This window comes from Roseateles sp. 22389, from assembly GCF_052044995.1.
GTDB lineage: Bacteria > Pseudomonadota > Gammaproteobacteria > Burkholderiales > Burkholderiaceae_C > Roseateles.
Genome location: NZ_JBQEOF010000022.1, coordinates 80,790 through 104,939, shown reverse-complemented (window position 1 = coordinate 104,939; position 24,150 = coordinate 80,790). Strand labels below are relative to the sequence as shown.

23 protein-coding genes and 1 tRNA gene are annotated in these 24,150 nt (G+C 66.5%); 15 read left to right on the top strand and 9 right to left on the bottom strand.

Features of this window, described 5'->3' with window-relative positions; genetic code table 11:
• The first annotated feature begins 262 nt into the window (after nt 1-262).
• From ACTJKJ_RS23555 to ACTJKJ_RS23545, 3 genes are all read left to right on the top strand, one after another.
• Nucleotides 263-1,075: a hypothetical protein gene (locus ACTJKJ_RS23555; protein WP_440820176.1), complete on the top strand. Its 813-nt coding sequence runs from the start codon at nt 263-265 to the stop codon at nt 1,073-1,075.
• A 211-nt stretch (nt 1,076-1,286) separates the two neighbouring features.
• Nucleotides 1,287-1,811, top strand: coding sequence for an H-NS family nucleoid-associated regulatory protein (locus ACTJKJ_RS23550; RefSeq protein WP_440822436.1), 525 nt, complete (start codon nt 1,287-1,289; stop codon nt 1,809-1,811).
• 88 nt (nt 1,812-1,899) lie between these two features.
• Nucleotides 1,900-2,115: a hypothetical protein gene (locus ACTJKJ_RS23545; RefSeq protein WP_440822434.1), complete on the top strand. Its 216-nt coding sequence runs from the start codon at nt 1,900-1,902 to the stop codon at nt 2,113-2,115.
• A 135-nt stretch (nt 2,116-2,250) separates the two neighbouring features.
• On the opposite strand, the gene ACTJKJ_RS23540 is transcribed toward ACTJKJ_RS23545, so the two are convergent.
• Together ACTJKJ_RS23540 and ACTJKJ_RS23535 are read right to left on the bottom strand one after the other, a co-directional pair.
• Entirely contained in the window at nt 2,251-3,621 is a 1,371-nt protein-coding gene (locus tag ACTJKJ_RS23540; protein ID WP_440822432.1) for an FRG domain-containing protein, read from the bottom strand.
• A gap of 339 nt (nt 3,622-3,960) precedes the next feature.
• Nucleotides 3,961-5,979: a hypothetical protein gene (locus ACTJKJ_RS23535; RefSeq protein WP_440822430.1), complete on the bottom strand. Its 2,019-nt coding sequence runs from the start codon at nt 5,977-5,979 to the stop codon at nt 3,961-3,963.
• A 724-nt stretch (nt 5,980-6,703) separates the two neighbouring features.
• Here ACTJKJ_RS23535 and ACTJKJ_RS23530 point away from each other — a divergent pair.
• Nucleotides 6,704-7,186, top strand: a complete 483-nt coding sequence (locus ACTJKJ_RS23530) for a hypothetical protein (protein WP_440822428.1) — start codon at nt 6,704-6,706, stop codon at nt 7,184-7,186.
• 190 nt (nt 7,187-7,376) lie between these two features.
• On the opposite strand, the gene ACTJKJ_RS23525 is transcribed toward ACTJKJ_RS23530, so the two are convergent.
• A complete protein-coding gene (locus tag ACTJKJ_RS23525) occupies nt 7,377-8,402 on the bottom strand; it encodes a hypothetical protein (protein WP_440822426.1) in 1,026 nt (341 codons plus the stop codon).
• A 366-nt stretch (nt 8,403-8,768) separates the two neighbouring features.
• A complete protein-coding gene (locus tag ACTJKJ_RS23520) occupies nt 8,769-9,401 on the bottom strand; it encodes a LysE family transporter (RefSeq protein WP_147240585.1) in 633 nt (210 codons plus the stop codon).
• 162 nt (nt 9,402-9,563) lie between these two features.
• Here ACTJKJ_RS23520 and ACTJKJ_RS23515 point away from each other — a divergent pair, with 162 nt between their 5' ends.
• From ACTJKJ_RS23515 to ACTJKJ_RS23475, 9 genes are all read left to right on the top strand, one after another.
• Nucleotides 9,564-11,030 (top strand): sodium:solute symporter, encoded by a 1,467-nt coding sequence (locus tag ACTJKJ_RS23515; RefSeq protein WP_440822424.1) that lies wholly within the window; start codon nt 9,564-9,566, stop codon nt 11,028-11,030.
• Between the two features lie 208 nt (nt 11,031-11,238).
• Complete coding sequence (gene radA, locus ACTJKJ_RS23510) at nt 11,239-12,597, top strand: DNA repair protein RadA (RefSeq protein WP_183483432.1); 1,359 nt, start codon at nt 11,239-11,241, stop codon at nt 12,595-12,597.
• A gap of 60 nt (nt 12,598-12,657) precedes the next feature.
• Nucleotides 12,658-13,050 carry an antibiotic biosynthesis monooxygenase family protein gene (locus ACTJKJ_RS23505; RefSeq protein ID WP_440822421.1) on the top strand — a complete coding sequence of 131 codons (393 nt, stop codon included), beginning with the start codon at nt 12,658-12,660 and terminating at the stop codon, nt 13,048-13,050.
• A gap of 82 nt (nt 13,051-13,132) precedes the next feature.
• On the top strand, nt 13,133-13,546 hold the full coding sequence (locus tag ACTJKJ_RS23500; RefSeq protein ID WP_091729130.1) for a hypothetical protein: 414 nt from the start codon (nt 13,133-13,135) through the stop codon (nt 13,544-13,546).
• A gap of 52 nt (nt 13,547-13,598) precedes the next feature.
• Nucleotides 13,599-14,522: a branched-chain amino acid transaminase gene (locus ACTJKJ_RS23495; protein ID WP_091729133.1), complete on the top strand. Its 924-nt coding sequence runs from the start codon at nt 13,599-13,601 to the stop codon at nt 14,520-14,522.
• A 54-nt stretch (nt 14,523-14,576) separates the two neighbouring features.
• Nucleotides 14,577-14,792 carry a zinc-finger domain-containing protein gene (locus tag ACTJKJ_RS23490; RefSeq protein ID WP_099862169.1) on the top strand — a complete coding sequence of 72 codons (216 nt, stop codon included), beginning with the start codon at nt 14,577-14,579 and terminating at the stop codon, nt 14,790-14,792.
• A 68-nt stretch (nt 14,793-14,860) separates the two neighbouring features.
• Entirely contained in the window at nt 14,861-15,322 is a 462-nt protein-coding gene (locus tag ACTJKJ_RS23485; RefSeq protein WP_091729141.1) for a YybH family protein, read from the top strand.
• 13 nt (nt 15,323-15,335) lie between these two features.
• Nucleotides 15,336-16,370: a YheT family hydrolase gene (locus ACTJKJ_RS23480; protein WP_297379868.1), complete on the top strand. Its 1,035-nt coding sequence runs from the start codon at nt 15,336-15,338 to the stop codon at nt 16,368-16,370.
• A gap of 31 nt (nt 16,371-16,401) precedes the next feature.
• Entirely contained in the window at nt 16,402-16,941 is a 540-nt protein-coding gene (locus ACTJKJ_RS23475) for a DUF2946 family protein (protein ID WP_440822418.1), read from the top strand.
• 63 nt (nt 16,942-17,004) lie between these two features.
• Here ACTJKJ_RS23475 and ACTJKJ_RS23470 read toward each other — a convergent pair whose 3' ends face one another.
• Nucleotides 17,005-17,604, bottom strand: coding sequence for a c-type cytochrome (locus tag ACTJKJ_RS23470; RefSeq protein WP_147240591.1), 600 nt, complete (start codon nt 17,602-17,604; stop codon nt 17,005-17,007).
• 286 nt (nt 17,605-17,890) lie between these two features.
• Here ACTJKJ_RS23470 and ACTJKJ_RS23465 point away from each other — a divergent pair.
• A tRNA-Arg gene (locus ACTJKJ_RS23465) sits at nt 17,891-17,965 on the top strand.
• Between the two features lie 122 nt (nt 17,966-18,087).
• Complete coding sequence (locus tag ACTJKJ_RS23460) at nt 18,088-19,074, top strand: NAD-dependent epimerase/dehydratase family protein (protein ID WP_440822415.1); 987 nt, start codon at nt 18,088-18,090, stop codon at nt 19,072-19,074.
• On the opposite strand, the gene ACTJKJ_RS23455 is transcribed toward ACTJKJ_RS23460, so the two are convergent.
• The 4 genes from ACTJKJ_RS23455 to modB form a co-directional block, all read right to left on the bottom strand.
• On the bottom strand, nt 19,061-20,614 hold the full coding sequence (locus tag ACTJKJ_RS23455; RefSeq protein WP_440822413.1) for a methyl-accepting chemotaxis protein: 1,554 nt from the start codon (nt 20,612-20,614) through the stop codon (nt 19,061-19,063). The two genes, ACTJKJ_RS23460 and ACTJKJ_RS23455, sit on opposite strands and share 14 nt — an antisense overlap.
• 138 nt (nt 20,615-20,752) lie before the next feature.
• Entirely contained in the window at nt 20,753-22,735 is a 1,983-nt protein-coding gene (locus tag ACTJKJ_RS23450) for a hypothetical protein (protein ID WP_440822411.1), read from the bottom strand.
• A gap of 35 nt (nt 22,736-22,770) precedes the next feature.
• Nucleotides 22,771-23,469 (bottom strand): sulfate/molybdate ABC transporter ATP-binding protein, encoded by a 699-nt coding sequence (locus tag ACTJKJ_RS23445; protein WP_440822409.1) that lies wholly within the window; start codon nt 23,467-23,469, stop codon nt 22,771-22,773.
• Nucleotides 23,466-24,134, bottom strand: a complete 669-nt coding sequence (modB, locus tag ACTJKJ_RS23440) for a molybdate ABC transporter permease subunit (protein ID WP_440822407.1) — start codon at nt 24,132-24,134, stop codon at nt 23,466-23,468. The genes ACTJKJ_RS23445 and modB overlap by 4 nt, the downstream gene beginning before the upstream one ends.
• Between the last annotated feature and the right edge of the window lie 16 nt (nt 24,135-24,150).

Here is a 24,150-nt window from a genome sequence, read left to right as displayed (position 1 = left end):
TCTTCCTGCGAGTAGCCGAGCTCAATCCGTCTGGCCTTGATTTCCACGGCCATGGCGTCGATTAATTCCGGATTCCTGCTGGGTCGCATTGCGCGACGCAGTTTTCATGGATCGTAAACTGAAGACACGTGTCAACTGACAGCAAAGTGAGCGTTCCTCGCTCGCTGGCGGGACGTGACATCGCGGCCGTTTTCACGGCCGTACGGAGCAAGTGGAGCCCCGGTCCCCGGGGCTGCTCGACAACGTCAATCTCAGGGAAGCCATGTCTCTCGCATCCAGGTCACTCATCTCGATCCTCGCCAGCTTGGCGATGACCTCTCCGGCTCTGGCCGGGCTCACCCCCACCGAAGGCAACGTGGCGCAGAAGAAGTGCGGCGCCAGCCGCGCCGAGTCGTTGACTGCCATGGGCACCCTGGTGCGCGGCAGTACCAGTCTGAACGTCGCCAACAGGCGCCTGTCCATCGGCAAGGTTCTGGCTCCCGGCGAGGTCGTCTTCTACGCCAGCTTGGCTGAAAGCAAGAAGGTCTATCGGGCCAAGAAGCAGATCGAGGTCATCGATTCGAGCCCCATGACACCGGATGTGAAGATCACGCCCGAGATGCCATTACCCGTGCTCGGTACCTTCACGAGCAACAGCGGACGACGTTATGACGTGGTCGGCGTGGGCAGCGGCTATAGCGGTTTCCTGACCTTGGTCGACGACGCAGGGTTCCTCTGCTCGGATCGCCTGGATGACAAGCTGGTGGCCGTTGGCATGCCGACGGTCTACCAGCAGGAGCCCTTGATCAGCCAAACAGCGGATGCTGGTCTGACCAAGCCGCGCACCCAGGCGGTTGCCGTGACCTTCCTGGGCTTGGCCGGTGCCTCGGCTAGCTTCGAAGTTGCAGTAATGGTCAACGGTGCGGTGGAAGCGAAGAAGGTCTCGAGCTTCGACGCGTTCTCGCCAACCGTGCAGCTCGGCGACCTCGCTATGGCCATCAGGGTCGACGGGAGCGGACTGACGGTGACATCCCTGAACGAGCCCACCGACTACGTTCGCTGGCTCGGAGAACTCCGGGCGGGCATGCGTCGCTGATCCCCCGGCCAACTTCGACCATGCGGCTGTTGGTCGTCTGGACCCTCTGCTGCCCGGTGTGCAGGGGGCCAGGCGTTGCGACCTGTTGACGCAACGTCAGAGCCGCCCCGCTGTCACCGAACATGGAAGAAGGCCTAACGCCTCCTTGGGGTCTGGTTAAATGGCGCCGCGTCGCCACGAGCGACGACCATAGATCCAAAAGGAGAGAGTCATGCCGAAGTCCCTGCAACATGTTTTGAGCCAGATCGACAAACTGCAGAAGGAAGCGGACTCGCTTCGAGCCAAGGAGGTGTCGGGAGTCGTGGCGCGCATCCAAGAGGCGATCGCCCACTACAACCTGACGCCCGAGCAGCTGTTCGGGCGCGCTGGGCGCAAGGCGAAGGGTTCTGCTACTTCCTCGAGCACAGTGGCAAAGCGCGGCCGCGGCGTGCCGAAGTACCAGAGCGACGACGGGCGCACGTGGAGCGGTGTCGGCAAGCGTCCGGCCTGGTTCGTCGAGGCGCTGGCGAACGGGCGAGTGGCGGAAGACATGCTGGTCGCCAAGTCTGGCACTCGGACCACCACGACATCTCGCAAGCCTGGCAAGCGGGCGAAGGCAGCTCGCGCCGCCGGTGTCCCGAAGTACGCCAGCGCCGATGGTCGGACATGGACCGGCGTGGGCAAGCGTCCGAAGTGGTTCAACGAAGCGCTCGCGGCCGGCAGGACGCCGGAAGATCTTCTCGTCGCGAGGTCCTGAGGGGATCTCAGCGTTTCCGCATTTCAAGGAAGGCGCGCACCTCCCGGCCGGGCGCGTCATTCAGCCAGCATCAGCGCGGAAGCGACCTATGCCTAGACGGTTTGATATTCACAAGGCCATCAGCCTTGGCTTCTTTAACGGTCGCGAGCAGCACGAACAAATCGTCGAACCCGGGCAGGGCCATCTTGAGTTCGACGGGCACGACATATATTGGGTGTCTGGCGATCGACGGTTGATGTCGGACACGATCAACGAAGCCATCCTGATATGGCTCAGAAGCGGCGACATCGTAGAGCGCGATTGAGGCCCCGGCCGCGGCTCATCGAACAGCGCGCCGCATCCGTCATGAGCTTGATCCAGACGGCCAAGCTTGTCGGGCATGGCGCTTTCGCCTTGCCACCGGACACTAATGGAGCGAGATTTAACGCATGTGCGTCGCTCACTTGATTGGTAGGTTGCCAGCTTCGGTCTCACGCGTCATGTGCTTATTCTTAATGTCGTTCGCTGAACTCTCAATGTTCGGAAAGACTGTACTTTCAGTGATATTTAGAAGCTTCAGGTCTTGCAGGATTTCAGCTTTGTTCTTGACGGTAATCCGATGGACGCGGATGTCGGTCGATCCTTCCTCGTTGAAACTTGCTTCATCCCCAAATAGCAGGAACGCCCCGGACTGCGAGGTGATGCGATCATTACTATGCTTTCCTCTCACGCAGACCACCGAGTGAAGGTCCGCAGGTTTGATCCTCGGGGTGAAATATGGCTTCTCTGCTTTAATGAAATGAAGCAATCTTTCAACTTCCGTTGACCCATTGAAGGTTGTGTCGAACAGCGCGCGCTCGGACGGTGTTTGGAGCGTCTTGTATTGATTCAAGCTCTTGTCGATGTACCTGCGATCAGCGACGTTCAGCAGCGCTAGGTTAGCGATGCAGCTAGCAGTGTCGGAATCAAAGTACTTGATCTTGTCTCGTTGAAGTGTGAACAGGATCACCTCCCCATCCTTTGCGAGCTTGGTAGGACTTTGGTCTTTACTGAAGACGGCGAAGAACAGGGCAATTAATGGATTAGCCGTGATGTCCAGCAAGCGGGTTGGAAGGCCGTAGTGCTGCATGCGCACGAGGCGGTCCAGCGTTGAGCTGTCTCCAGTGAAATCAAAGAAATTTGATACCAATAGCTCCCGGAACATCTCGTGTTCGCGATCCTTATACAGCGGAACACCGTTCTTATTTGTTCGGAAAATGAAAGGCTCAAGTTTGTACGTTCTGTCGGTATGGCCGCGATAGAAGCACTGTTGGCTAGGGCTGATGAGCTCTTTAACCTTGTCAATGTACTGGGTGACGCTGCCCACCGAAGATTGCTGGTCTTCGTCACCTATGCTGAAACCGGGAAGGACGTCAGGAAGAACGGCTGCGAGTGGGAGCAGATTAGACTCTCTGAGCTTTTCAAAGAGGTCGCCGCTTTTAACCGCCCAATGGGTGCGCGAGAATTCCCACTCATGGACCCCAAATCGCTTTCTATGGGCGTTAAACCGTTCAAACGAAATTGGCGGAACGCTCGGATTGAAGGACACCTCAACCCTCATGTTAGACCGTTCCAAATCGATCCGCTCGATCTTGCCAATATGAATATCTTCCTCGCCTTCGTATGCGCAGAGGCAAGGCATAGACTTTAGAAGGTCAATCTTCTTCGGGGTGAGTTGCTCGAACTCCTTGACAATATGGTCGGGGCTGTATTCAAGAAAGCGACTTTTGGGATAGACTTCAACGCCACCGGCCCAAGCTTGGCGATCCGCGGTGACGATGAAGTGGAACATTTTCTCCGACATCTCCTTTTCTCCCTCTGTTCAAATTGTTTATTTAATCGCCAGTACCTGAATCGCGCCGGATTTCCGGGACACTCGTGAGCCGTTGAAGAAGGAGTCGTTCGAACTCCACCGGCGAAGTGTCACCCACCGGGCCGTAACGCCGCTTGGGGTTGTGCACAGTCTCGATGTGGGTGAAGACAGCGATTGGCGTGCCGCAAGCGGCGTTATAAGCGTTGCCCCCGGACACAAGGGCAATCCTTTCGGGTCGTACATTCACATAGCTGCGTTTCAGCCCCGTTAATCAAAGTCGGGCTCGACCCGTCTATCGACAGCCTTGATCGCCCGACCTCATCTCTGTTTTGGCGCCGTCGCGATCGCCTCGAAAGCTGCGTCAGCCAAACGTGCGTACCCTCCACCGTTCGGATGGAATGCGCCGGCCATGCTGTCTTGGACGCGCCGCTCGGTCTGCACGCGGACGCTGTCATTTGGGGTTCGGAACCAACGCACCGTCGCTGGGTTGTAGGCCTCATCGAAGTGGTGGGCTGGTCGCCACTCCTTATCGCTGCCGCTTGCCGCCGATACAGCGGGCAGGCCATAGACTTGAACGTTGGCGATATCGGCCATTTGAGCTTGATGGGCTTCGTCCCTCTCCGCAGCGGCAGCATCCGCACATAACCCGTGCTCGAGGAAGTCCGGCAGATGTTCATCCACCACCGTCCAGTGGCCCTTACTCGCCAGGACGATGTCGTGGAGCGGACGAATCACTTCGGAGCGAATGGCTCGAAATTCCGACTCCGTGCCCCACATGTGCCAATGGTCCCTCAAGGTACTGGACATGAATCGGGCGGCTTCGGTTCCCGAGCGAATCTCGAGGCCGCAAGTGTCACTGTCGGCGGTCTGCAAGAGCCGCCGAGGCCGCTGCAACGGGTCGGGATATTGCATGAAGAACACGGTGCCCGGCCGAACGCGAAGGCGCTCGTCCATCGCTGCGGACAAGAACGGCAGCTTCTCTTTTAGCTGGACCGCCCGCGCTGCAGACTCGCTGTTGTCCACGGTCCCGAGCACCTTCTTGAACGCCGCCAAGGCGACACTGCCAAGGGCGTTGTTCCCCAGCGATGGACCGGGAACGAGGGTATGCATGATGACCTTCGCGAATCCGGCGTCGTTGCCGCCGATAGACAGGAACACGAGGTCGGGCAACCGTTGCCGCCCGTCGCACTTGGCAAACCGTTGCTGCTTTAGGCTGCTTCCGACGACCCAGTCGCCAGAGGTTAGCTCGCATAGATCCTTCGAGGCGGCATGCAGTTGGCTGCGCTGAACGAAAACAGGGGCGCCATCCTGTGCTGGCCGCTTGGCGTGGCCGGGGGGATTTCCCTGCGGTTGCAGCATTCCGTCCCAGACCTCCGCACCCGAGCATGCGTAGGACGCGAAAGTGATAGCAACGAGCGGCTCATCCGGTGTCACCCCTGCCCGGTCCGCATACTGGGATGCCAGACGAAGGGCGGCCAGCGACTGCCAAGAGAGCAGCGAACGGTGGCATTCGTTGTCCCACCACTGAGCCGCGCGCCCGGAATTGACCTCGGGGACCAGGACCTGCACACTCACGCCGCCAAGAATGCTGCTTCGACTGAGTCGCGGGTCGCGGGCCGTTAATTGCGCCGGCTCGTCCGGCGCGCCTTCTCCCGCGGAGTACGAGTCACCCAGTCCGAGAATCAGGACGTCACGAACCTGCAGTTCTCGTTCGGCATGTCGTCCGCCCGCGGATGCCACCTTGATGATGAATGGCTGCCCCAAGCCGTTCGCGTCAGGCCGCTCGTAGGCGACGTCCAGCGTGGTGCCGTCACACGGCCCGACCGCAACGCGTTTCTGGCGCGGCACGGGCGGCAGGATGCTGTCCGGCTGCTTGACGGGCGCGCTGATCTTCGGGTCGATCGACTTTCGTTCAAGCACCCAATTGCAAAGGCTTCCAGGTAGCTCTCCGGGCAGGGAGAACGTGACGCGGTGACTACTTGGGTGCAGATACCCAGGCTGATACTGTCCATCTGCGTTCTGGCCGCCGACAGGATCCCACCAAGTGCGCCTCGTAGGGAGGTAGCCATCGCCGATCGACCCTGCATGTCGCAAGTACCAGGCTTGCGCGGTTTCGCCGGGGCGCATGCGCAGGCGCTCGAAATCCTTGGCGTCCCGGAACAGCCGAAAGGGGTTCTCGAGCTTAAGCTCGATCGAACTGGTCGAAGCTTCGCCAGAGCCAGAGCCAGAGCCAGAGCCAGAGCCAGAGCCAGAGCCAGAGCCACGGGCCAGTTCTGCCCCGCTTGCCGACCAACTCCCGACGAACAGGCTCGCGACCACGATGGTTGAACGGACCATGCTTCCTCCCTACCCTCTATTGTTGGGTCGTACGGTAGGTCCTCTGATCACCGACCACTAGTCGGGCTTCCCAGTAGGTGTTGAGTTCCGAGCGAGCGTTGCTGCGACCAGTACGAGGCTGCAGACCGCGGCATTGATCGCCTACGTATTGAGCGGCGTGGTGCTTCAACAGTCGTTATGGGCGCGTACGAAAGTTGCGGCGCTGACTGAACATCCGAGGTGGTCGAAAGGGAACCCGCATCAAAGTCCTAGGACGACTGCTCCAATCAAACACGCCGGCAGCTGAAGAGGCAGTTGCACGCGCTTGTGAGCAGGCGTTTGCCACCCTGACCAATGGAAACGTGTACGAGGCTCTCGAGTTCAGCCTCGAGGTCTTGCTTACCGTAGGATTTCGGCGCAGCCGTGAGGCAGTGTCCATCGTGGACGCATTCATTCGTTCCGTTGAGACCCGAGCGTTCGTTCACTCGGAGGAGTTCGGGGAACTCGTGGAGGCGTCACTATCGCGGTTCAGGAACGCGCACAGGCTGATGTCCAAAGGCGTGGACGTGCTCAATGCGTTGCGCTATCTGGAGACTCCCGCTGTCGTCGACAGTCTGCTCTGGGCATCAAATCACCAGGAGGAGCCCGTTCGCAAGGCCGCCACATCTGCTCTCAGCGGGCTTGCGAAGTACAACATCTCCGTGTACTTCGGGGATGGAAACCTACTGGCAGAGGGATTGGTGCGATGCCTCAGCTGCAGGTCATAGGAACGCTGGAGAAGAAGGGTGATGACGAGCTGCGGACCCATCTTCGAGGAGTGCTTACGCTGTTGGAGGGACTGCTGTCGACATCCATGGAAGCGGCGCGGTGGTCGTCGTCTGCAGTGACGCTTTCTCGGGCAGTCGCACCGGCCGACGAAGGTGTCATGGTCGTTCGCAAGAGAAGCATTGACTTCGTCAAAAGGCTGTATGCCCTCGCTGAGTCAAAGTCGCAGAAGCTATCCGTCATCAGGGCGATGAACGCGGCTGCGCGCGGGGATGGATGGGGAGCTGTCGACGAGGACTTCGCGGCCATGATCTCCGCGAATGCGCAGGAAGTACTGGCCTTCTTTGCTGGCATTGCCGAAGACGAAGAGGATCTCCAGATAGTCCAGAAGATTGAGCACGACAGCTACCGTGCGGCATCAACGCCAATCTGTTGCGGCGGTCGAGGCCTTCTGACAGAGTGACCGGTCCGCTCATGATTGACGGCCGCTATCCACTTGTCGGGAGGTCGCGGCGCATGCGTGAACGGGAGTTCCCGGTCACAAGGGGTTATCGACGAGCGACCGCTTTGCGGCACCTTAAATGATCGGATGCCATTCGGTGCTGCATTTCGAACCGGCACTGACGTAGGCCCGTCGACTTTGCCCGTCGCGCCTACGTCAATCGCAATTCGAACTTACCCTCGCCGGTAAATGAAGCGGTACCGGCGGCAAGGTGATACGTCACCTCCAGAAGGAAATCTCCTCTAAAGACATCATTGCTGAGATGCCCAGTCGCCGTGGCGCTTACTACCGCACGTACGGGGACCTCTGGCGGCGTGACCTCCAAAGTCGCCAGATCAATGGTTAGCGGCAACAGCTGATCGGCTACGAAGCGAAATGCGGTTGGCCTTTGCGGGTTCACCGACAGTTGCTCGTCTTCTGTGAAGTAGGTTTGCACCTGCAGGCCAAGCGCGTCGATCCTTTCCTGGAACTCTCGAAACGGAGCGCGCGTCACCACGGTCACTTCGATTTTGCCAGTAGTGTCGCGCCGCATCGAGCCATCGACGATTGCGACCTGCATCTGACTCAGTATGGGAAGTCCCGTTGTGGACTTGTGATAAGAGATCATTCCGCTGGCGATGCGCTCGAAAGCTTTCAGATTTGGTCCGAGAGGCTTGCCAGCTGATTGAAGATGGTTTGGGTGCTTCCGGGCGATCTGGGCCGGGCCAAGGAATGCTTCGATTTCGGCGTACCTCTTGCTCAGCTCTTCATACTTGCAAGAAATGATGGGCGCGCTCCCCCAGGCCGACGAGGTCGCGTACAGTTCGAAGAGCCTACCATTGCTGACTGCAAAGTAGCTGGACTGCACCTCCGGATGAATCGCGTAGCTCCAAGCCTGTTGGATGACCTCTTCGTCTAAGGCCTGATCTGGTGCCTTGGCTTCAAGGGTCCACCGCGCGTGCCCCGCAACCTGGAGCGTATAGTCAGCGTTCCCCTGAAGTTTGAGGTCCTTCCCCGGTTTCTTCCGGCCGAGGTAAAGGCCCGTGTATTTCAGCGCGTGTTCCCGGAGTATGGTGGCCGGACCATTCAGTGAATAGCCCAACCGACGCAGCAGCGGATCCAGGACGTGCGCGCGGACGTCGGCTTCCTTCATCCGGTCGAATGGCAAGTCTTCAGTTTCGTAAAGGTGCGCTGTCATGCACGTGATTGTGGGCTTCAAAAAACGAGGCTGCTACGGCCTGCACTTGCCACTAGTTCCAACCACGGAATCGCGCCGAACGCCCGGTTATCCAAGAAGCTGTCTAACCTATTGACTTACAGGGTTCTGAAAGACCTGCCAGATCGACAGGAAGTGACCACCGGTGACTAGCTACCCATGGCGAGCCTGCGATGGACATCTGCTGCCACTAACCTTGGATCCGTCCCCCCGGCTTTGGGCAACAGCTGCATTAGGGCGGGGAAAACAACAAGGCCGCCCTTTGGGGGCGGCCTTCGGTGGGAGGCGGTCCTGACGCGGACCGCCTGGGGGACGTCGGAAATCGTGTGGGATCGGGCGCGTCGGCCCTCAATCGGCGGCCTTCTTGAAGGTCGCCAGCAGCGCGCCGGCACCGACGAACAAGGAGCCGAAGATCCGGTTCATCGCCTTCAGGTGGGACTCCGAACGCAGCGCCCGCAGCACCCGCGCCGCCAGTAGCGTGTAGCCGGCCATCACGACGGCGTCGGTGAAGGCCAGCGTCGCGCCGATCACCGCGTACTGCTGCGTCAGGCTGTGATGCAGGTTCAGGAACTGCGGCACCACGGCCAGCAGGAAGACGGTGCCCTTGGGGTTCACCGCGTTGATGGCCCAGCCGCGCAGCACCAGGTCACGGCGCGAGACCTGCCTGGCCTCGGCCTGCTCCGCCACCAGCGGCCGGGCCGGCGAGCGCCATTGCTGGATGCCGAGGTAGACCAGGTAAGCCACGCCCGCCCACTTCACCACGGCGAAGGCCTGCTCGGAGGCCGCGATCAGCGCGCCCAGGCCGGCGCCCACCACCACGATCTGGGTCAGGATGCCCAGGATCAGCCCGATGGTCATGAAGTAGCCGCGCTGGAAGCCGTGATTCAGTCCGGCACTCATCGCCGCGATGGCGCCTGCGCCCGGGGACAGGCTGATGGCCCAGGAGGCCGCGAAGAACCCCAGCCAGACTGACAACTCCATGATCGACTCCTTCGAAGGACCCGAGGTTGTAGCACGCCGCCCGCCAGCGGACGAAGGTCAGGGTTAACGCCAGGCGCGTCCGGATCGCCCTCTCCGGCCGGTTATGTCCCCCGTCCGATTCGGAATGCGTCCGTGGCGGCGGCGCTCCAATAATCCCGCGCCATGTCCGCCACCGTGCTGCTCGTCGTCATCGCCGCCTACTTCGCGCTGCTGCTGGCCGTGGCGTGGTGGACCTCGCGCCGGGCCGACAACGACAGCTTCTTCATCGGCAACCGCAGCAGCCACTGGGGCCTGGTCGCCTTCGGCATGATCGGCACCTCCCTCTCCGGGGTGACCTTCATCAGCGTGCCGGGCTCGGTCGGCAGCGGCGCGTTCAGCTACTTCCAGATCATGCTGGGCCAGGTCGCCGGCTACGCGGTGGTGGCCTTCGTGCTGCTGCCGCTGTACTACCGGCTCCAGCTGAGCTCGATCTACCGCTACCTCGGTGCCCGGCTGGGCGTGGCGGCGCATCGCACCGGCGCGGGTTTCTTCATCCTGTCGCGCACGCTGGGCGCCACCGCGCGGCTCTACCTGGTCGTGCGCATCCTGCAGGACCTGGTGCTGGCCCAGTTCGGCATGCCGTTCTGGCTCAGCGCGCTGCTGGTGCTCGTGATGATCCTGCTCTACACGCTGGAGGGCGGCGTCAAGACCATCGTCTGGACCGACACGCTGCAGACCACCGGCATGCTCGGCGGCCTGGTGATCTGCGTGGTCTTCCTGCTGCACGCGCTGGACCTGGACCTGGCCGGCGGCTGGCAGGCGATGCGCGCCGCCGGGCTGGCCGAGGTCTTCGTCACCGACCCGATGAGCGCCGCCCACTGGGCCAAGCAGCTGCTGGCCGGCGCCGCGATCGCGGTGGCGATGACCGGCCTGGACCAGGAAATGATGCAGAAGAACATCTCGGTCCGGCGGCTGGCCGACGCCCAGAAGAACATGATGGTGATGGCGGCCATCATGACCGGCGTCGTGCTGCTGTTCCTGTTCCTGGGCGGGCTGCTGAGCCTGTACGCGCGCCAGCAGGGCCTCGCCGCGCAGGGCGACCGGCTGTTCCCCGCCGTGGTGATGGACCACCTGCCGGCGTGGGTGCAGCTGATCTTCGTCGTCGCGCTGATCTCCGCGCTGTTCCCCAGCGCCGACGGCGCCATCACCGCGCTGACCTCCAGCACCTGCATCGACCTGCTCGGCCTGCAGGAGCGGCGCGACTGGGACGAGGCCCGCAAGCGCCGCGTCCGCAAGGCCGTCCACCTCGGGTACGCGGCGGTCTTCCTGCTGCTGACGCTGGGCTTCCGCTGGCTCGACGACCCGAGCATGGTCAACCTGATCCTGAAGCTGGCCGGCTATACCTACGGCCCGCTGCTGGGCCTGTTCGCCTTCGGCATCCTGAGCTCGCGCACCCTGCGTCCCGGGGTCCTCCCCTGGATCGCCCTGGCGGCCCCGGCCCTGTGCTGGATCGTCGACACCCATCAGGCCACCCTCTTCGGGGACTACCGCATGGGGCTGGAATTGCTGCTGGTCAACGCCGCCCTGACCTTCGGGGGGCTGTGGCTCGGCTCGCGCCCCGCTGCTTATCCCCAGCCGAAGGCCGCTTGAGCACAGGCTGGCCCCAGCCTGTCCACAGCTCCTCCCCCGCGGCGACGCCGCTTGCCCACCGCTTGCCCACAGGCGGGGGCCTGGTTGTCCCCCGCTCGCCCACATCCCGCCCACAAGCAGGTCACAGGCGGATCACAGCCGCCGCACAGCGAATTCACAGGCTTCTCAACAGGGTTGTCCACAGCGCGGGCGGCGACAATCGCGCCCCATGGCTGCTCCGAAATCCCATTACGTCTGCTCCGAATGCGGCGCCACCAGCGCCAAGTGGCTGGGCCGCTGCCCGTCCTGCAGCGCCTGGAACACCCTGGTCGAGACCGCCGCCGAGCCCACCGGCGGCAAGAACCGCTACCAGGCGCTGGCCCGCAGCCAGCCCGTGGCCACGCTGTCCGAGATCGAGGCCCGCGACTTCGACCGCACGCCGACCTCGCTCGAGGAGCTGGACCGGGTGCTGGGCGGCGGCATCGTGACCGGCGGCGTCGTGCTGATCGGCGGCGACCCGGGCATCGGCAAATCGACGCTGCTGCTGCAGGCGGTCGAGGCGCTGTCCAAGCAGATGAAGGTGCTGTACGTCACCGGCGAGGAGTCCGGCGCGCAGGTCGCCATGCGCGCGCGCCGGCTGGGGCTGGACGGCTCGCAGGTGCGCGTGCTGGCCGAGATCGGCCTGGAGAAGATCCTCGCCACGCTCGAGGCCGAGCGCCCCGACTTCTGCGTCATCGATTCCATCCAGACGCTTTATTCCGAACAGCTGTCCTCGGCGCCCGGCTCGGTGGCGCAGGTGCGCGAATGCGCCGCGCAGCTGACCCGCACCGCCAAGGCCACCGGCTGCGCGATGGTGCTGGTCGGCCACGTGACCAAGGAAGGCGCGCTGGCCGGGCCGCGGGTGCTGGAGCACATCGTCGACACCGTCCTGTACTTCGAGGGCGACACCCACAGCAGCTACCGCCTGGTGCGCGCGATCAAGAACCGCTTCGGCGCGGTCAACGAGATCGGCGTCTTCGCGATGACCGAGAAGGGCCTGAAGGGCGTGACCAACCCCAGCGCCATCTTCCTGTCCACCCATGGCGATCCGGTGCCGGGCTCCTGCGTGCTGGTCACGCTGGAGGGCACCCGGCCGATGCTGGTCGAGCTGCAGGCGCTGGTGGACGGCGGCGGGCCCAACCCGCGGCGGCTCTCGGTGGGCCTGGAGCGTGACCGGCTGGCGATGCTGCTGGCGGTGCTGCACCGCCATGCCGGCGTGGCCACGATGGACCAGGATGTGTTCGTCAACGCGGTCGGCGGCGTGCGCATCAGCGAACCCGCGGCCGACCTGGCGGTGCTGCTGGCGATCCAGAGCTCGCTGCGCGGCAAGCCGCTGCCCAAGGGCTTCATCGCCTTCGGCGAGGTCGGGCTCGCCGGCGAGGTGCGGCCCGCGCCCCGCGGCCAGGAACGCCTGAAGGAGGCGGCCAAGCTGGGCTTCTCGATCGCGGTCGTGCCGCAGGCCAACGCACCCAAGAAGCCGATCGACGGGCTGACGGTGCACGCGGTCGCGCGCATCGAGGACGCGATCGAGATCCTGCGCGGGATGTGACGCCGCATGGGGCGACGACAATGCGCGCTCCGCCTGACGCCCACCGCCACGGACCTCCCCATGAGCGCCACCGACCTCCTGCCGCCCGCCTCGCCGTCGATCCAGCCGCCGTACTACGCGGTGATCTTCTGCAGCCAGCGCACCGACGCCACGCCCGACGACGGCTACGGCGCGATGGCCGAACGCATGGCGGCGCTGGCCGCAGCGCAACCGGGCTACCTCGGCGTGGAGAGCGCCCGCGACGCGGACGGCCTGGGCATCACCGTCTCCTACTGGCGCAGCCTGGAGGACATCCGGGCCTGGCGCGCGGTCACCGAGCACACCGCCGCCCGCGACCGGGGCCGGCGCGATTGGTATCGCCATTACGAGCGGCGCATCGCCAAGGTCGAGCGCCATTACCACTGGGACGAATCCGCCGGGACCGACGATCCGGTGCCCGTCGCCCAGCGCTGAGGCGACACCGCGCCGCTCCTCCCGCTGCCCCCCCGCTGTTCCCAACTTTCACCCCTTTCTTCCCCCTTCGGAGTTCCCTCGCATGAACCGCCTCGCCGGCATCCTCCTCGCCCTGGCCGCCATCGTCGCGGGCAGCGTCTTCTTCGGCTGGAAGGGCGCGATCCTGGGCCTGTCCTGCGTCGTCTTCTTCCTGCTGCTGCAGTTCTCGCAGCTGATGCGCGTCATGCGCACCGCCCAGAATGCGCCGCTGGGCCATGTCGCCAGCGCGGTGATGCTCCATTCGAAGCTGCATGCCGGCATGAAGCTGCTGGACCTGATCCGCATGTGCGGCTCGCTCGGCGTCAAGGTCGACCCGAACACCTACCGCTGGACCGACGCCGGCGGCGACGCGGTGGACGTGGTGCTGGAGCGGAGCCTGGTCACCCGCTGGACGCTGATCCGCGCGGCGGACGCGCAGGCGCACACGGGCGCCCCTTCCGACACCCCGGCCGCATAAAATCCACGACTTTTGCAGCACCCGGCCGATTCGCGGCCGAAAAGGAAGACCCATGTCTCTGGACGATCGCGACGGCAAGATCTGGATGGACGGCGAGCTGGTGGACTGGCGCGACGCCAAGATCCATGTCCTGACGCACACGCTGCACTACGGCTGCGGCGCCTTCGAGGGCGTGCGGGCTTACCAGACCGACAAGGGCACCGCGATATTCCGGCTGCGCGAGCACACCGAGCGCCTGTTCAACAGCGCCAAGATCCTCCGCATGAAGCTGCCGTTCTCGATCGAGCAGGTCGAGGAAGCGCAGAAGGCGGTCGTCCGCGAAAACAAGCTGGCCAGCTGCTACCTGCGCCCGCTGACCTGGATCGGCAGCGAGAAGCTGGGCGTCAGCCCCAAGGGCAACAAGGTCCACCTGATGGTCGCGGCCTGGGCCTGGGGTGCCTACCTGGGCGAGGAAGGCCTCAAGCGCGGCATCCGCGTCAAGACCTCGAGCTACACCCGCCACCACGTCAACATCACGATGACGCAGGCCAAGACGGTGTCCAACTACACCAACTCGATCCTGGCCAACATGGAAGCGACCGAGGACGGCTACGACGAGGCGCTGCTGCTGGACGCCTCCGGCTTCGTCTCCGAGGGCGCGGGCGAGAACCTCTTCATCATCAAGAACGGCGTCGTCTACACGCCGGACCTGTCGGCGGGCGCGCTCAACGGCATCACCCGCAACACCATCTTCGCGATCTGCCAGGACCTGGGCCTGAAGCTCGTGGAGAAGCGCATCACCCGCGACGAGGTCTACATCAGCGACGAGGCCTTCTTCACCGGCACCGCCGCCGAGGTCACGCCGATCCGCGAACTGGACCGCATCGAGATCGGCATCGGCAGCCGCGGCCCGATCACCGAGAAGATCCAGGCGGCCTTCTTCGATATCGTCAATGGCCGCAATCCCAAGTACGCCCACTGGCTGACGCTGGTCTGATCGGGATCCCCCGTCCGGACGCGCCCGCCCTCGCCAGCCCGCAAGAACAAGATCATGAGCACCACCACCACGCCCAAGGCCACCGTCGAAGTCACCGCGCAGGACCTGCAAGGTCCGGGTGTCGTCTTCTGCCCGAATCCCAAGATGCCGCTGTGGAGCAACCACCCTCGCGTCTACATCGACCTGAGCCACGGCGGCGAAGGCACCTGCGCCTACTGCGGCACGCTCTACAAGCTCAAGGCCGGCGAGCACCTGCCCTCCGGCCACTGATCCCCCGGCCGTCCCCCGACGTGGGGATCCGGTCATTGCCCCGCTCCCTTGAACAAGGAACGAGATCCATGGTGCGCAAGCCTCAGACCGCCCTGCTGCTGGCCTCTCCCGAGGACACCGAAGCGCAGTTCTACGAGGCCTTGCAGGCCGGCGACCTGGAACGCCTGATGGCCGTCTGGGGCGATGAGGACGAGGTCTGCTGCGTGCATCCGGGCGGACCGCGCGTCGTCGGCGCGGCGGCGATCCGGGCGAGCTTCGAGCAGATCTTCGCGCGCGGCGCGATCCCGGTGCATCCCGAGTGCCAGCGCCGGCTGGTCAACGGCGACACGGCGATCCACCAGGTGCTGGAGCGCGTCGAGATCACCGACGAGGACGGCACGCAGAGCGCCTGGGTCGTCGCCACGAATGTCTACCTGAAGACGGCGCTGGGCTGGCGCCTGGTGGCGCACCACGCCAGCCCCGGCACCTCGCAGGACGTGAAGCAGGAACTGTCGATCGTGTCCGTGGGCGCGCCGACCACCCTGCATTGAGAGAGGCCCGCTGATGCAGTACCAGGCGCCTCCCTGGTTGCCCGGAGGCCATGCCCAGACGATCTGGCCCGTGCTGTTCGCGCGGCGCTACGACGGCCCCGCGCCGCGCTTCCGACGCGAGCGGTGGCACACGCCGGATGGCGACTTCATCGACGTCGAGTGGCTGGTCGATCCGGCCGCCCCCACCGATGCCACCCCTTCCGCCGCCACGGCTGCCGCGGGCACGACCACTCCGCATGCCGCGGGACCGGAGCGGCCCTTGCTGGTGCTCTTCCACGGGCTGGAGGGCTCGGTCGACAGCCAGTACGTGCAGGCCTTCGCCGCGGTCGCGCAGCGCCGCGGCTGGGCCTTCGCGATGCCCTACTTCCGAGGGTGCTCGGGGGAACTCAACCTCGCCCCGCGGGCCTACCACTCGGGGGACTACGTCGAGATCGGCTGGATGCTGTCCCAGTTCCGCGCGGCCCACCGCGGGCCGATGATCGCGGCCGGCGTCTCGCTGGGCGGCAATGCGCTGCTGCGCTGGGCGCAGGAGGCCGGCGACACGGCCGCGGACACCGTCAAGGCGGTCAGCTCGATCTGCTCGCCGCTGGACCTGACCGCCGCCGGCCATGCGATCGGCAAGGGCTTCAACAAGCTGGTCTACACCCGCATGTTCCTGCGCACGATGATGCCCAAGGCCATGAGCAAGCTGAAGCAGCATCCGGGGCTGTTCGATGCGGAGCGGATGCGGCGGGTGCGCAACCTCTACGAGTTCGACAACCTCTTCACCGGGCCGCTGCACGGCTTCCGGGATGTCGACGATTACTGGCTGCGCGCCTCCGCCAAGCCGCACCTGGCGCGCATCCGCGTGCCGGCGCTGGTGCTGAACGCGCGCAACGACCCGTTCGTGCCGGCCCACAGCCTGCCGGCGCAGAGCCATGTGGGTGCGCACGTGACGCTGTGGCAACCCCGCGAGGGGGGGCATGTCGGATTCCCGTCAGGCCGCCCGCCGGGCCACGTGCGCACGATGCCCGAACGGGTCACCGACTGGCTGGCGATGCGGCTCTGAGCTGCCCCGTACAAGGACCGAAGGAGCGCCCATGGATGCGATCGTCGAGGCCGCGCTGAAGAAGTGGCCCAACGTGCCGCACTGCTACGGCTGGCTGGCGCTGGATGCGCGCGGCGACTGGTACATGCGCGACGAGCGCATCCAGGCGGCGGGCCCCTTCCCGGCCGTCAAGGGCAGCCGCATCGTGCATGACAAGCTGATCGGCTTCATCGACCGCAACTACGGCGTCGACGACACGGGGGCATGGTTCTTCCAGAACGGACCACAGCGGGTCTACGTGCAGCTGGAGGCGGCGCCCTGGATCTGGCGGCTGCAGCCCGACGGCCGCGTGCTGAGCCACACCGGCCGCGAGGCGCAGGTCACCGGCGCGGTGCTGGACGATGCGGACCGCCTGTTCCTCGAGACCGACCTCGGCCTGGGACTGGTCCACACGCAGGACATGGGGCCGGCGGCGGACGCGATCGAAGCCGGTCGCTGGTCGATGACGAACGCGACGCACGCCGAGCTCGTCGCCCGTCATGGGGTGGTGCTGTCCCCCCTCGACCCGAAGGGGGCCGTCGCCCGGGGGTGAGGCTGGCGCCACGCGTGAAAAAGCCGACCCGCGGGTCGGCTTTCCTGTTGGCGCGCGCAGGGCTTACTGCGAGGCCGCGTTCGCCGGCGCCGAGGCGCCTGCATCGGCGCCGGAAGCGGCCGCGGCGGGCAGCTTGGGGTCGTCGAACTTGGCGCCGCCCTGGTTGGCCATGTAGACCACCGCGCGGGAAATCTCGAAGTCGCTGAAGTCGCCGCCGCCTTGCGGGCCCATGTTGCCCTTGCCCTTCAGGGCGGAGTGCACCAGGGTGTCGAAACCGGTCTTCACGCGCGGGCCCCAGGCGTCATGGTCGCCGAGCTTGGGCGCGCCGGCGGCGCCGGTGGCGTGGCAGGCGGCGCATTGCGCCTGGAAGACCTGCTCGCCGGACTTCATCGCGGCGGGGTTGGCCAGGTCCTTGAGCTCGATCGAGCCGACCGGCTGGATGCGGGCAGCGACGGCCTGCTCCTCGAGTCCGCTGCCGCCGGCGCCGGGCTTGATCTCGCTGGACACGTAGTTCGCGAGCATCACGATGATCACGATCGGGATCACGAACGCGAAGAAGACCGCGACGATCAACTGCTTGGGTGTCTTGATGGGCCCCTCGTGGGCGTCGTGACCGTCGGCGTGCGTGTCCTGGGCGTTGGCGTGGTCCTGGGTTCCGCTCATGAATTCCTCGTGAATCGAATCGACTACGGCAGAAGCGCGTCCGTGTTTCGCAGGGGGTTTCGCGGCTTGATCGGCCCTCGGGAAACCGGACGGGGGAACAGCAAATCGGCGCAGTATAGCCAGCCCCCTGGCGCCCCACCCTGGGGCTTTCGTCAAGGTCGGCACGAGGGCGGGCCAGGTGTTGCGCGAGGGTCGCGCAGCGGGTTCGCCCTGGTGCCGTTTCAACGAGTTGAATCGGCTTGGGTCGAGCAGGGCCAGAACGAGGCTAGAATGCGCGCTTCCCATGGCGACCGTGGTGAAGTGGATATCATTGGGCCCTCCGAAGGCCTAGTCGCAAGTTCGATTCTTGCCGGTCGCACCAGAACACCGAGAAGCCGGTTGTCACACGCGTGGCAACCGGCTTTTTCATTACCGCTCGTCGTTGCGAAGGCGTGCCGCCGGCGGCGGATACTGCGCCCTGTCCCATCGCGACGCGAGCTCCCCATGCGACTGCTCATCCTCGGCGGCACCGTCTTCCTCGGGCGCCACGTCATCGACGCCGCGCTTGCGCGAGGCCATGCGGTCACGATGCTGAACCGCGGCCGCCACGGCCGCGGGCTGTTCCCCGAAGTGGAGCGCCTCGTCGGCGATCGCGACGGCGACATGAGCGCCCTGCGTGGCCGCGCGTTCGACGCCGTCATCGACTGCACCGCCTTCACTCCCGCGCAGGTCGAGCGCAGCCTCGCCGCGCTCGACACCGGCGCACCGCATGTGGTCCTGGTTTCGTCGATCTCGGCCTACGGCGTGTTCCCGCCGCACCGGGTCTTCGACGAATCGGCGCCGCTCGCGCCGGGCCACGAGGGCTACGGCCCGCTCAAGGCCCGCGCGGAAGAGGCGCTCGCGCGCGCCCTGCCCGATCGTCACGCCATCGTCCGTCCCGGGCTGATCGTCGGCCCGCACGACCCGACCGGCCGCTTCACCTACTGGCCGACACGCGTCGCGCGCGGCGGCGAGATCCTCGCGCCCGGTCGGCCGGAACGTCCGGTCCAGGTCATCGATGTCCGCGATCTCGCGGCGTTCTGTCTGGCCCTCGCCGAATCGCGCGTCACCGGCAGCTTCAACGCCGTCGGACCGCGGATGCCGATGCAGGCGCTGCTCGACGCCTGCGTCCAGGCCGCGCCGGAGGCCGGCGCGCGCTTCACCTGGCTGCCGGATGACCTGCTGCTGGTGCTGGGCATGACGCCCTGGACGCAACTCCCGCTCTGGCTGCCGGAGAACGATCCGACCCATGGCGGCATGCTGCTCGGCGACGCCACGCGCGCGGCGGCCGCGGGCCTGACCTGCCGCGCCATCGAGGACACCACCGCCGACACGCTGGCCTGGGCGCTGGCACCGCGCGAGCCGGACTGGGATGCCAGCAAGCTCGTCGCCACGCTGACCCCGGCGCGCGAGGCCGAGTGCCTCGGCGCCCGGCCGGTCACGCCAGCCTGAACACCGCGATCGCGGCCGACAGCCGCTTCGACTGGTCCTTGAGGCTCTCCGCCGCCGAGGCGGCCTGCTCCACCAGCGCCGCGTTCTGCTGCGTCATCTGGTCCAGGTGGCCCACCGCGGCGTTCACCTGGTTGATGCCGTCGCTCTGCTCCTGCGAGGCCGCGCGGATCTCCGCAATGATGTCGGTCACGCGCTGCACGCTGGTCACGATGTCGGTCATCGTCGTGCCCGCGTCGGTCACCAGGCGCGAGCCCGATTCCACGCGGTCCACGCTGGTCGCGATCAGCGACTTGATCTCCTTGGCCGCTTCCGCGCTGCGCTGCGCGAGCGAGCGCACCTCGCCCGCCACCACCGCGAAGCCGCGCCCCTGTTCACCCGCGCGGGCCGCCTCCACTGCCGCGTTCAGCGCCAGGATGTTGGTCTGGAAGGCGATCCCGTCGATCACGCCGATGATGTCGGCGATGCGCCGCGAGCTGTCGCTGATCTCGCCCATCGTCGTGACCACCTGCCCCATCACCGAGCCGCCGCGCTGCGCCGTCTCCGCGGCCGAGCTCGCCAGCTGGTTGGCCGTCAGCGCCGCATCCGCCGTCTGCCGCACCGTGCCCGTCAGCTGCGTCAGCGAGGCCGCCGCCTGCTGCAGGTTGGACGCAGTCTGCTCGGTGCGCGCCGACAGGTCCATGTTGCCGCTGGCGATCTCGGCGCTGGCAGTGCCGATGCTGTCCGTCGAGCCGCGCACCTCGCCGATCAGCCGCAGCAGCGATCCCTGCATCGCGTCCAGCGCGCGCAGCAGCTGCGCGGTCTCGTCGCTACCGCGGGTCTCGATGCGGCCGGTCAGGTCGAAGCGCGCGATCGCGTCGGCCACTTCCGCCGCCTGGCCAAGCGGCCGGGTGATCGAACGCGTCAGCCACACCGCGAGCGCGCCGCCCGCCGCGAGCGCCACCAGCCCGAACACCACCAGCGCGATCCGGGCGCGTTCGTTGGTCGCGGCCAGCGCCTGGATCGCCTGGTCCAGCTGGTCGCGCTGCTGCTGCGCCACGGCGCGGATGCCGTCCAGGTAGGCGCTCGACGCCTTCTGAAACTGCTCGTCGAAGATCTGCTTGGCCTGCGCCATGTCGCCCTGCTTCTTCGCCGCGGTGATGGCGTCCCGCACCGTCAGGTAGGTCTTGCGCAGCTCGGCCACCTTGTCGAAGGTGGCGCGTTCCTCGGGCTTCGTCAGCAGCTTGTCGAGCCGCTGCTGCAGTTCGGTCGAGACCTTGGTCGCCTCCGCGGCGGCCTGGGTGAAGAAGGTCGCCAGGCCCGGGTCCGCGCTGACCGCGATCGCCGTGGTGCGCGTCGTGCCGTTGAACACGTTGCGGTACCAGTCGGACGCGGCGCGCTCGGTGACGATCGCGTCGGTGTACATCGCGGCGGTCTGCTCCGCGACGCGGTTCAAGCCCCAGTACCCCAGCGCCGATCCGATCAGCGCGATCACCAGGACGCCGGTCTGGACCATTCCCAGACGACGACCGATGGACCCCCGGGCGTTCGTGTTGGACAGCATGTGGTTCTCCTCGGACGCGGGCCCGAAGGGAGATCGGACCTCGACGCGGCACGATGTGGCACGCGCAACCGTACTCCGATCTCCGGCCGGCGTTAAGGGGCCGGCCCCCCGCCCCCGGCGAACCGGGGCGGCTGTCACTCAGACGCGTGGCACGAGGCGCACCTGCGGGATCGGCTTGAGCGAGCCGACCTCCAGCGTGCGCGGCTGTCCCGACTGCTTCAGCGGCACGGCCGCGCCCAGGCCCTGCAGCCCGGTGAGGAACCGGGTCGCCTCCGCCCGCATCGCCGACGAGCGCCGATAACGCGGATCGTCCTTGAGCAGCGCCAGCCAGTCCGCCGGCGCGCCGGCCACCACCACCTCGAGCGTGGCCGGCTGCATCACGCCCAGGAAGGTCGTGAGCCGCGCGCGGCGATGGTCGTCCCAGCCCGCGCCGCCTTCCGCGCCCAGCGGATGGAAACGCGCGATCAGGCGCTGCGCCGCCAGGCCGCCCGCATCCGCCAGGGCCGCGATCGTGCCGGAGGCCATGGTCAGGTTGAGCCCGCCCTCGTCGGGCTTCTGGCTGATCTGCACGATGCGGTCGCGGAAGCCGGGCGTCGGGAACAGGATCTCGTCGCGCCAGTTCTGCATCGTCCCGACGATGCTCCAGAGGAAACCCGCCAGCCCCGCCAGCGGCGTCTTCTCGCGCGCGACCGCCTCGCGCTCCTCCCAGTCGGGGACCAGGTCGGGCTCCGGCCAATAGCGCAGCCGGCCGCCGCGATCGTCCTCGGGCAGGTAGACGCGGCCCCCCTCGTTGTCCGCGACAGCGGGCCGGATGCCATGGTCCGGATGCGGCGGCTTCAGGCTGACCGCGAAGGTCGGATGCCGCGGCAGCATCGCGTCGAAGAGGTGCAGCGGCATGTTGCTGCCGATGCCGCCGTCGGAGAACCAGATCCGCGTGGCCCGCAGGCGCAGTTGGCGCCGGGCCTCGGCCGTCTCCGCCGCGCGCACCTCGGCCTGCGCGCGCTGGTTCGCGGTGCGCGACCAGTCCACCGCGTACAGCGGCACTGCCGACAGCAGCAGCGGGAAGCTCAGGCTCATTCGGACCGCGACGACGACCGGCAACTCGCCATGCCGCGGCAGCGGTCTCAACTCGCGCCCCTGCGCGTTCTCGATCACCGGCCCGTCGTTGCCGCCGGCGAAAGGCGCCGCCAGCGCGGCCATCACCGCGGGCGGGAACAGCCTCGACCACTCCTGCGGGTCGTAATAGAACATCGGCGTCCCCGGACGGAACGGGATGCTGTAGACCATCTGCTGGCTCACCGCGCTGGTGATCACCTCCAGATGGATGCCTCGCGTCGTGGGGTCGGGTCCCCACAGATCGCCGAAGCTCAAGGGCGGCCCATCGATGCTCTTGCCCGCCAGCTGGTTGAAGTAGCCGTGCAGCCAGTCGGTGAGCGCGGTCCGGCCGCCCTGGTCCGGCTGCGTCAGGCCGCTGCACAGGCCGTAGCCGTTGTCGCGCAGGCCATGCGCCAGCCCACGGACGAACAGCGCGGCCGTCACCCCGATCGCCGCCGCGCCGGTCAACGCCGCAATGCCCACCACAGCCACCGCGGCCAGCCAGCGCAGGCCCGGCGATGCACCAGTCCCGTCGATGAACAGATGCAGCGCCGGCCAGGCCAGCAGCAGCCCGCCCGCGGCGACCCCCAACGCGGCCCCCGCATGGACGGTGAGCATGCCGCCCACCACCGCGGCGACGGTCTGGCCACGCGACTTGCCCAGCGCGCGCGCCAGCACGTCGAAATGGCGACGCAGCGCGGGCACCGGCTGGAACAGCGTGAACAAGCGGCTGCGGCCGGGCTGGCGCCGATCCCCGGCGACCTCCGCGCCCAGTTCCTCGGGCAGCTTCGCGAGCTGGTCGAAGGCGCCGACATGGCCGCGCTGGCGGCCGAGCTCCGCGGCCGCGCTCGCCCCGGCCGCGATTGCGCCGGCCGAGGTGCCGCCGATGTTCTTGAACCGGTACCGGTCGGCCAGCGCCGCCACCAGTCGCGGATAGATCACGCCACTGGTCACGCCGCCCTTCATGACGAGGTCGCAATGGCTGACGTCGTCCGCCTCCGGCTGCCGCTGGTCGTCGCTGTGCATGACGCCGATTCTCGGCGCCCTGGCGACCATCGGTGTCAGGAGCGCTCCGATCCGTCCCCGGACGTCGCCAGCACCTGGACGACGCCTTCGCGCAGCATCACGCGCCGGTCGCCGAAGCGGGCCACGTCCTCCGGATCGTGCGTGATCATCAGCATCGGCATGCCGATGCGCGCCAGCAGCGTGTCCAGCTCCGCACGCATCCGGCCGCGCAGCTCCGGATCGAGCGCCGAGAACGGCTCGTCCAGCAGCAGCGCGCGCGGCTCGTTGACCAGCGCTCGGGCCAGCGCGGTGCGCTGCCGCTGACCGCCGGACAGCTGGTGCGGCCGCTGCTGCGCGACGCGTTCCAGCTCGAAGGCCTGGATCCAGCGGTCCACCGCCTCGCCGCCCTCACGGCGCGACGGATTCAGCCAGCCCCGCTTGAGCGCGAACGCGATGTTCTGCCGCACGGTCAGCTGCGGGAACAGCGCGTAGTCCTGGAAAAGGAAACCGAGGCGGCGCTCGCGGGCGGGCACGTCGATGCCCGACGCGCTGTCGAAGACCGGTTGGCCGTCGACGCGGATCGACCCCTCGTCCGGCTTGAGCAGCCCGGCGATCGCCAGCAGCGTCAGGCTCTTGCCAGCGCCCGACGGCCCGTGGATCACCGTGCGGCGAGCGTCGGTGGTGAAGGCGACATCGAGCTCGAAGCGGCGGCCGCCGCCCTCCACGCGCTTGCGGATGCGCAGCTCGAAACTCATGCGCCGCTCCTTGGACCCGCCAGCCGGCCCGCCACCAGCAGCACCGCGACGCAGGTCAGCGACACGATCAGCACCAGCAGGTTGGCGGTGTCGTCCTGCCCGGCCTGCACCGCCTCATACACCGCCACGGACAGCGTCTGCGTCTTGCCCGGGATGCTGCCCGCGACCATCAGCGTCGCGCCGAACTCGCCCAGCGCGCGGGCGAAGGCCAGCAGCACGCCGGCGAGCACGCCGCGCCAGGCCATCGGCAGCGTCACGCGGAAGAACAACGCCCACTCGCCCAGGCCGAGCACGCGGGCCGCGCGCTCGAGCTGCGGATCCACGCCCTCGAAGGCCGCGCGGGCCGACTTCATCACCAGCGGGAACGCCACGATCGTCGCCGCGATCACCGCGCCCTGCCAGGTGAAGATCAGGTTGATGCCGAAGCTCTCCCACAGCCAGGCGCCCAGCCAGCCGCGCTTGCCGATGATCACCAACAGGTAGTAGCCCAGCACCGTCGGCGGCAGCACCATCGGCAGCGTCAGCACCGCGTCCAGCAGTTCCCGTCCGGGGAAGCGGAAGCGCGCCAGCGCAAAGCCGGCCGCCACGCCCAGCAGCAGGTTGAGCGCCGTCGCCCAGCCAGCGACCTTCAGCGACAGCGCGAGCGCGATCCAGGCGGGTTCCACGTGCGCTGCGCTCCCT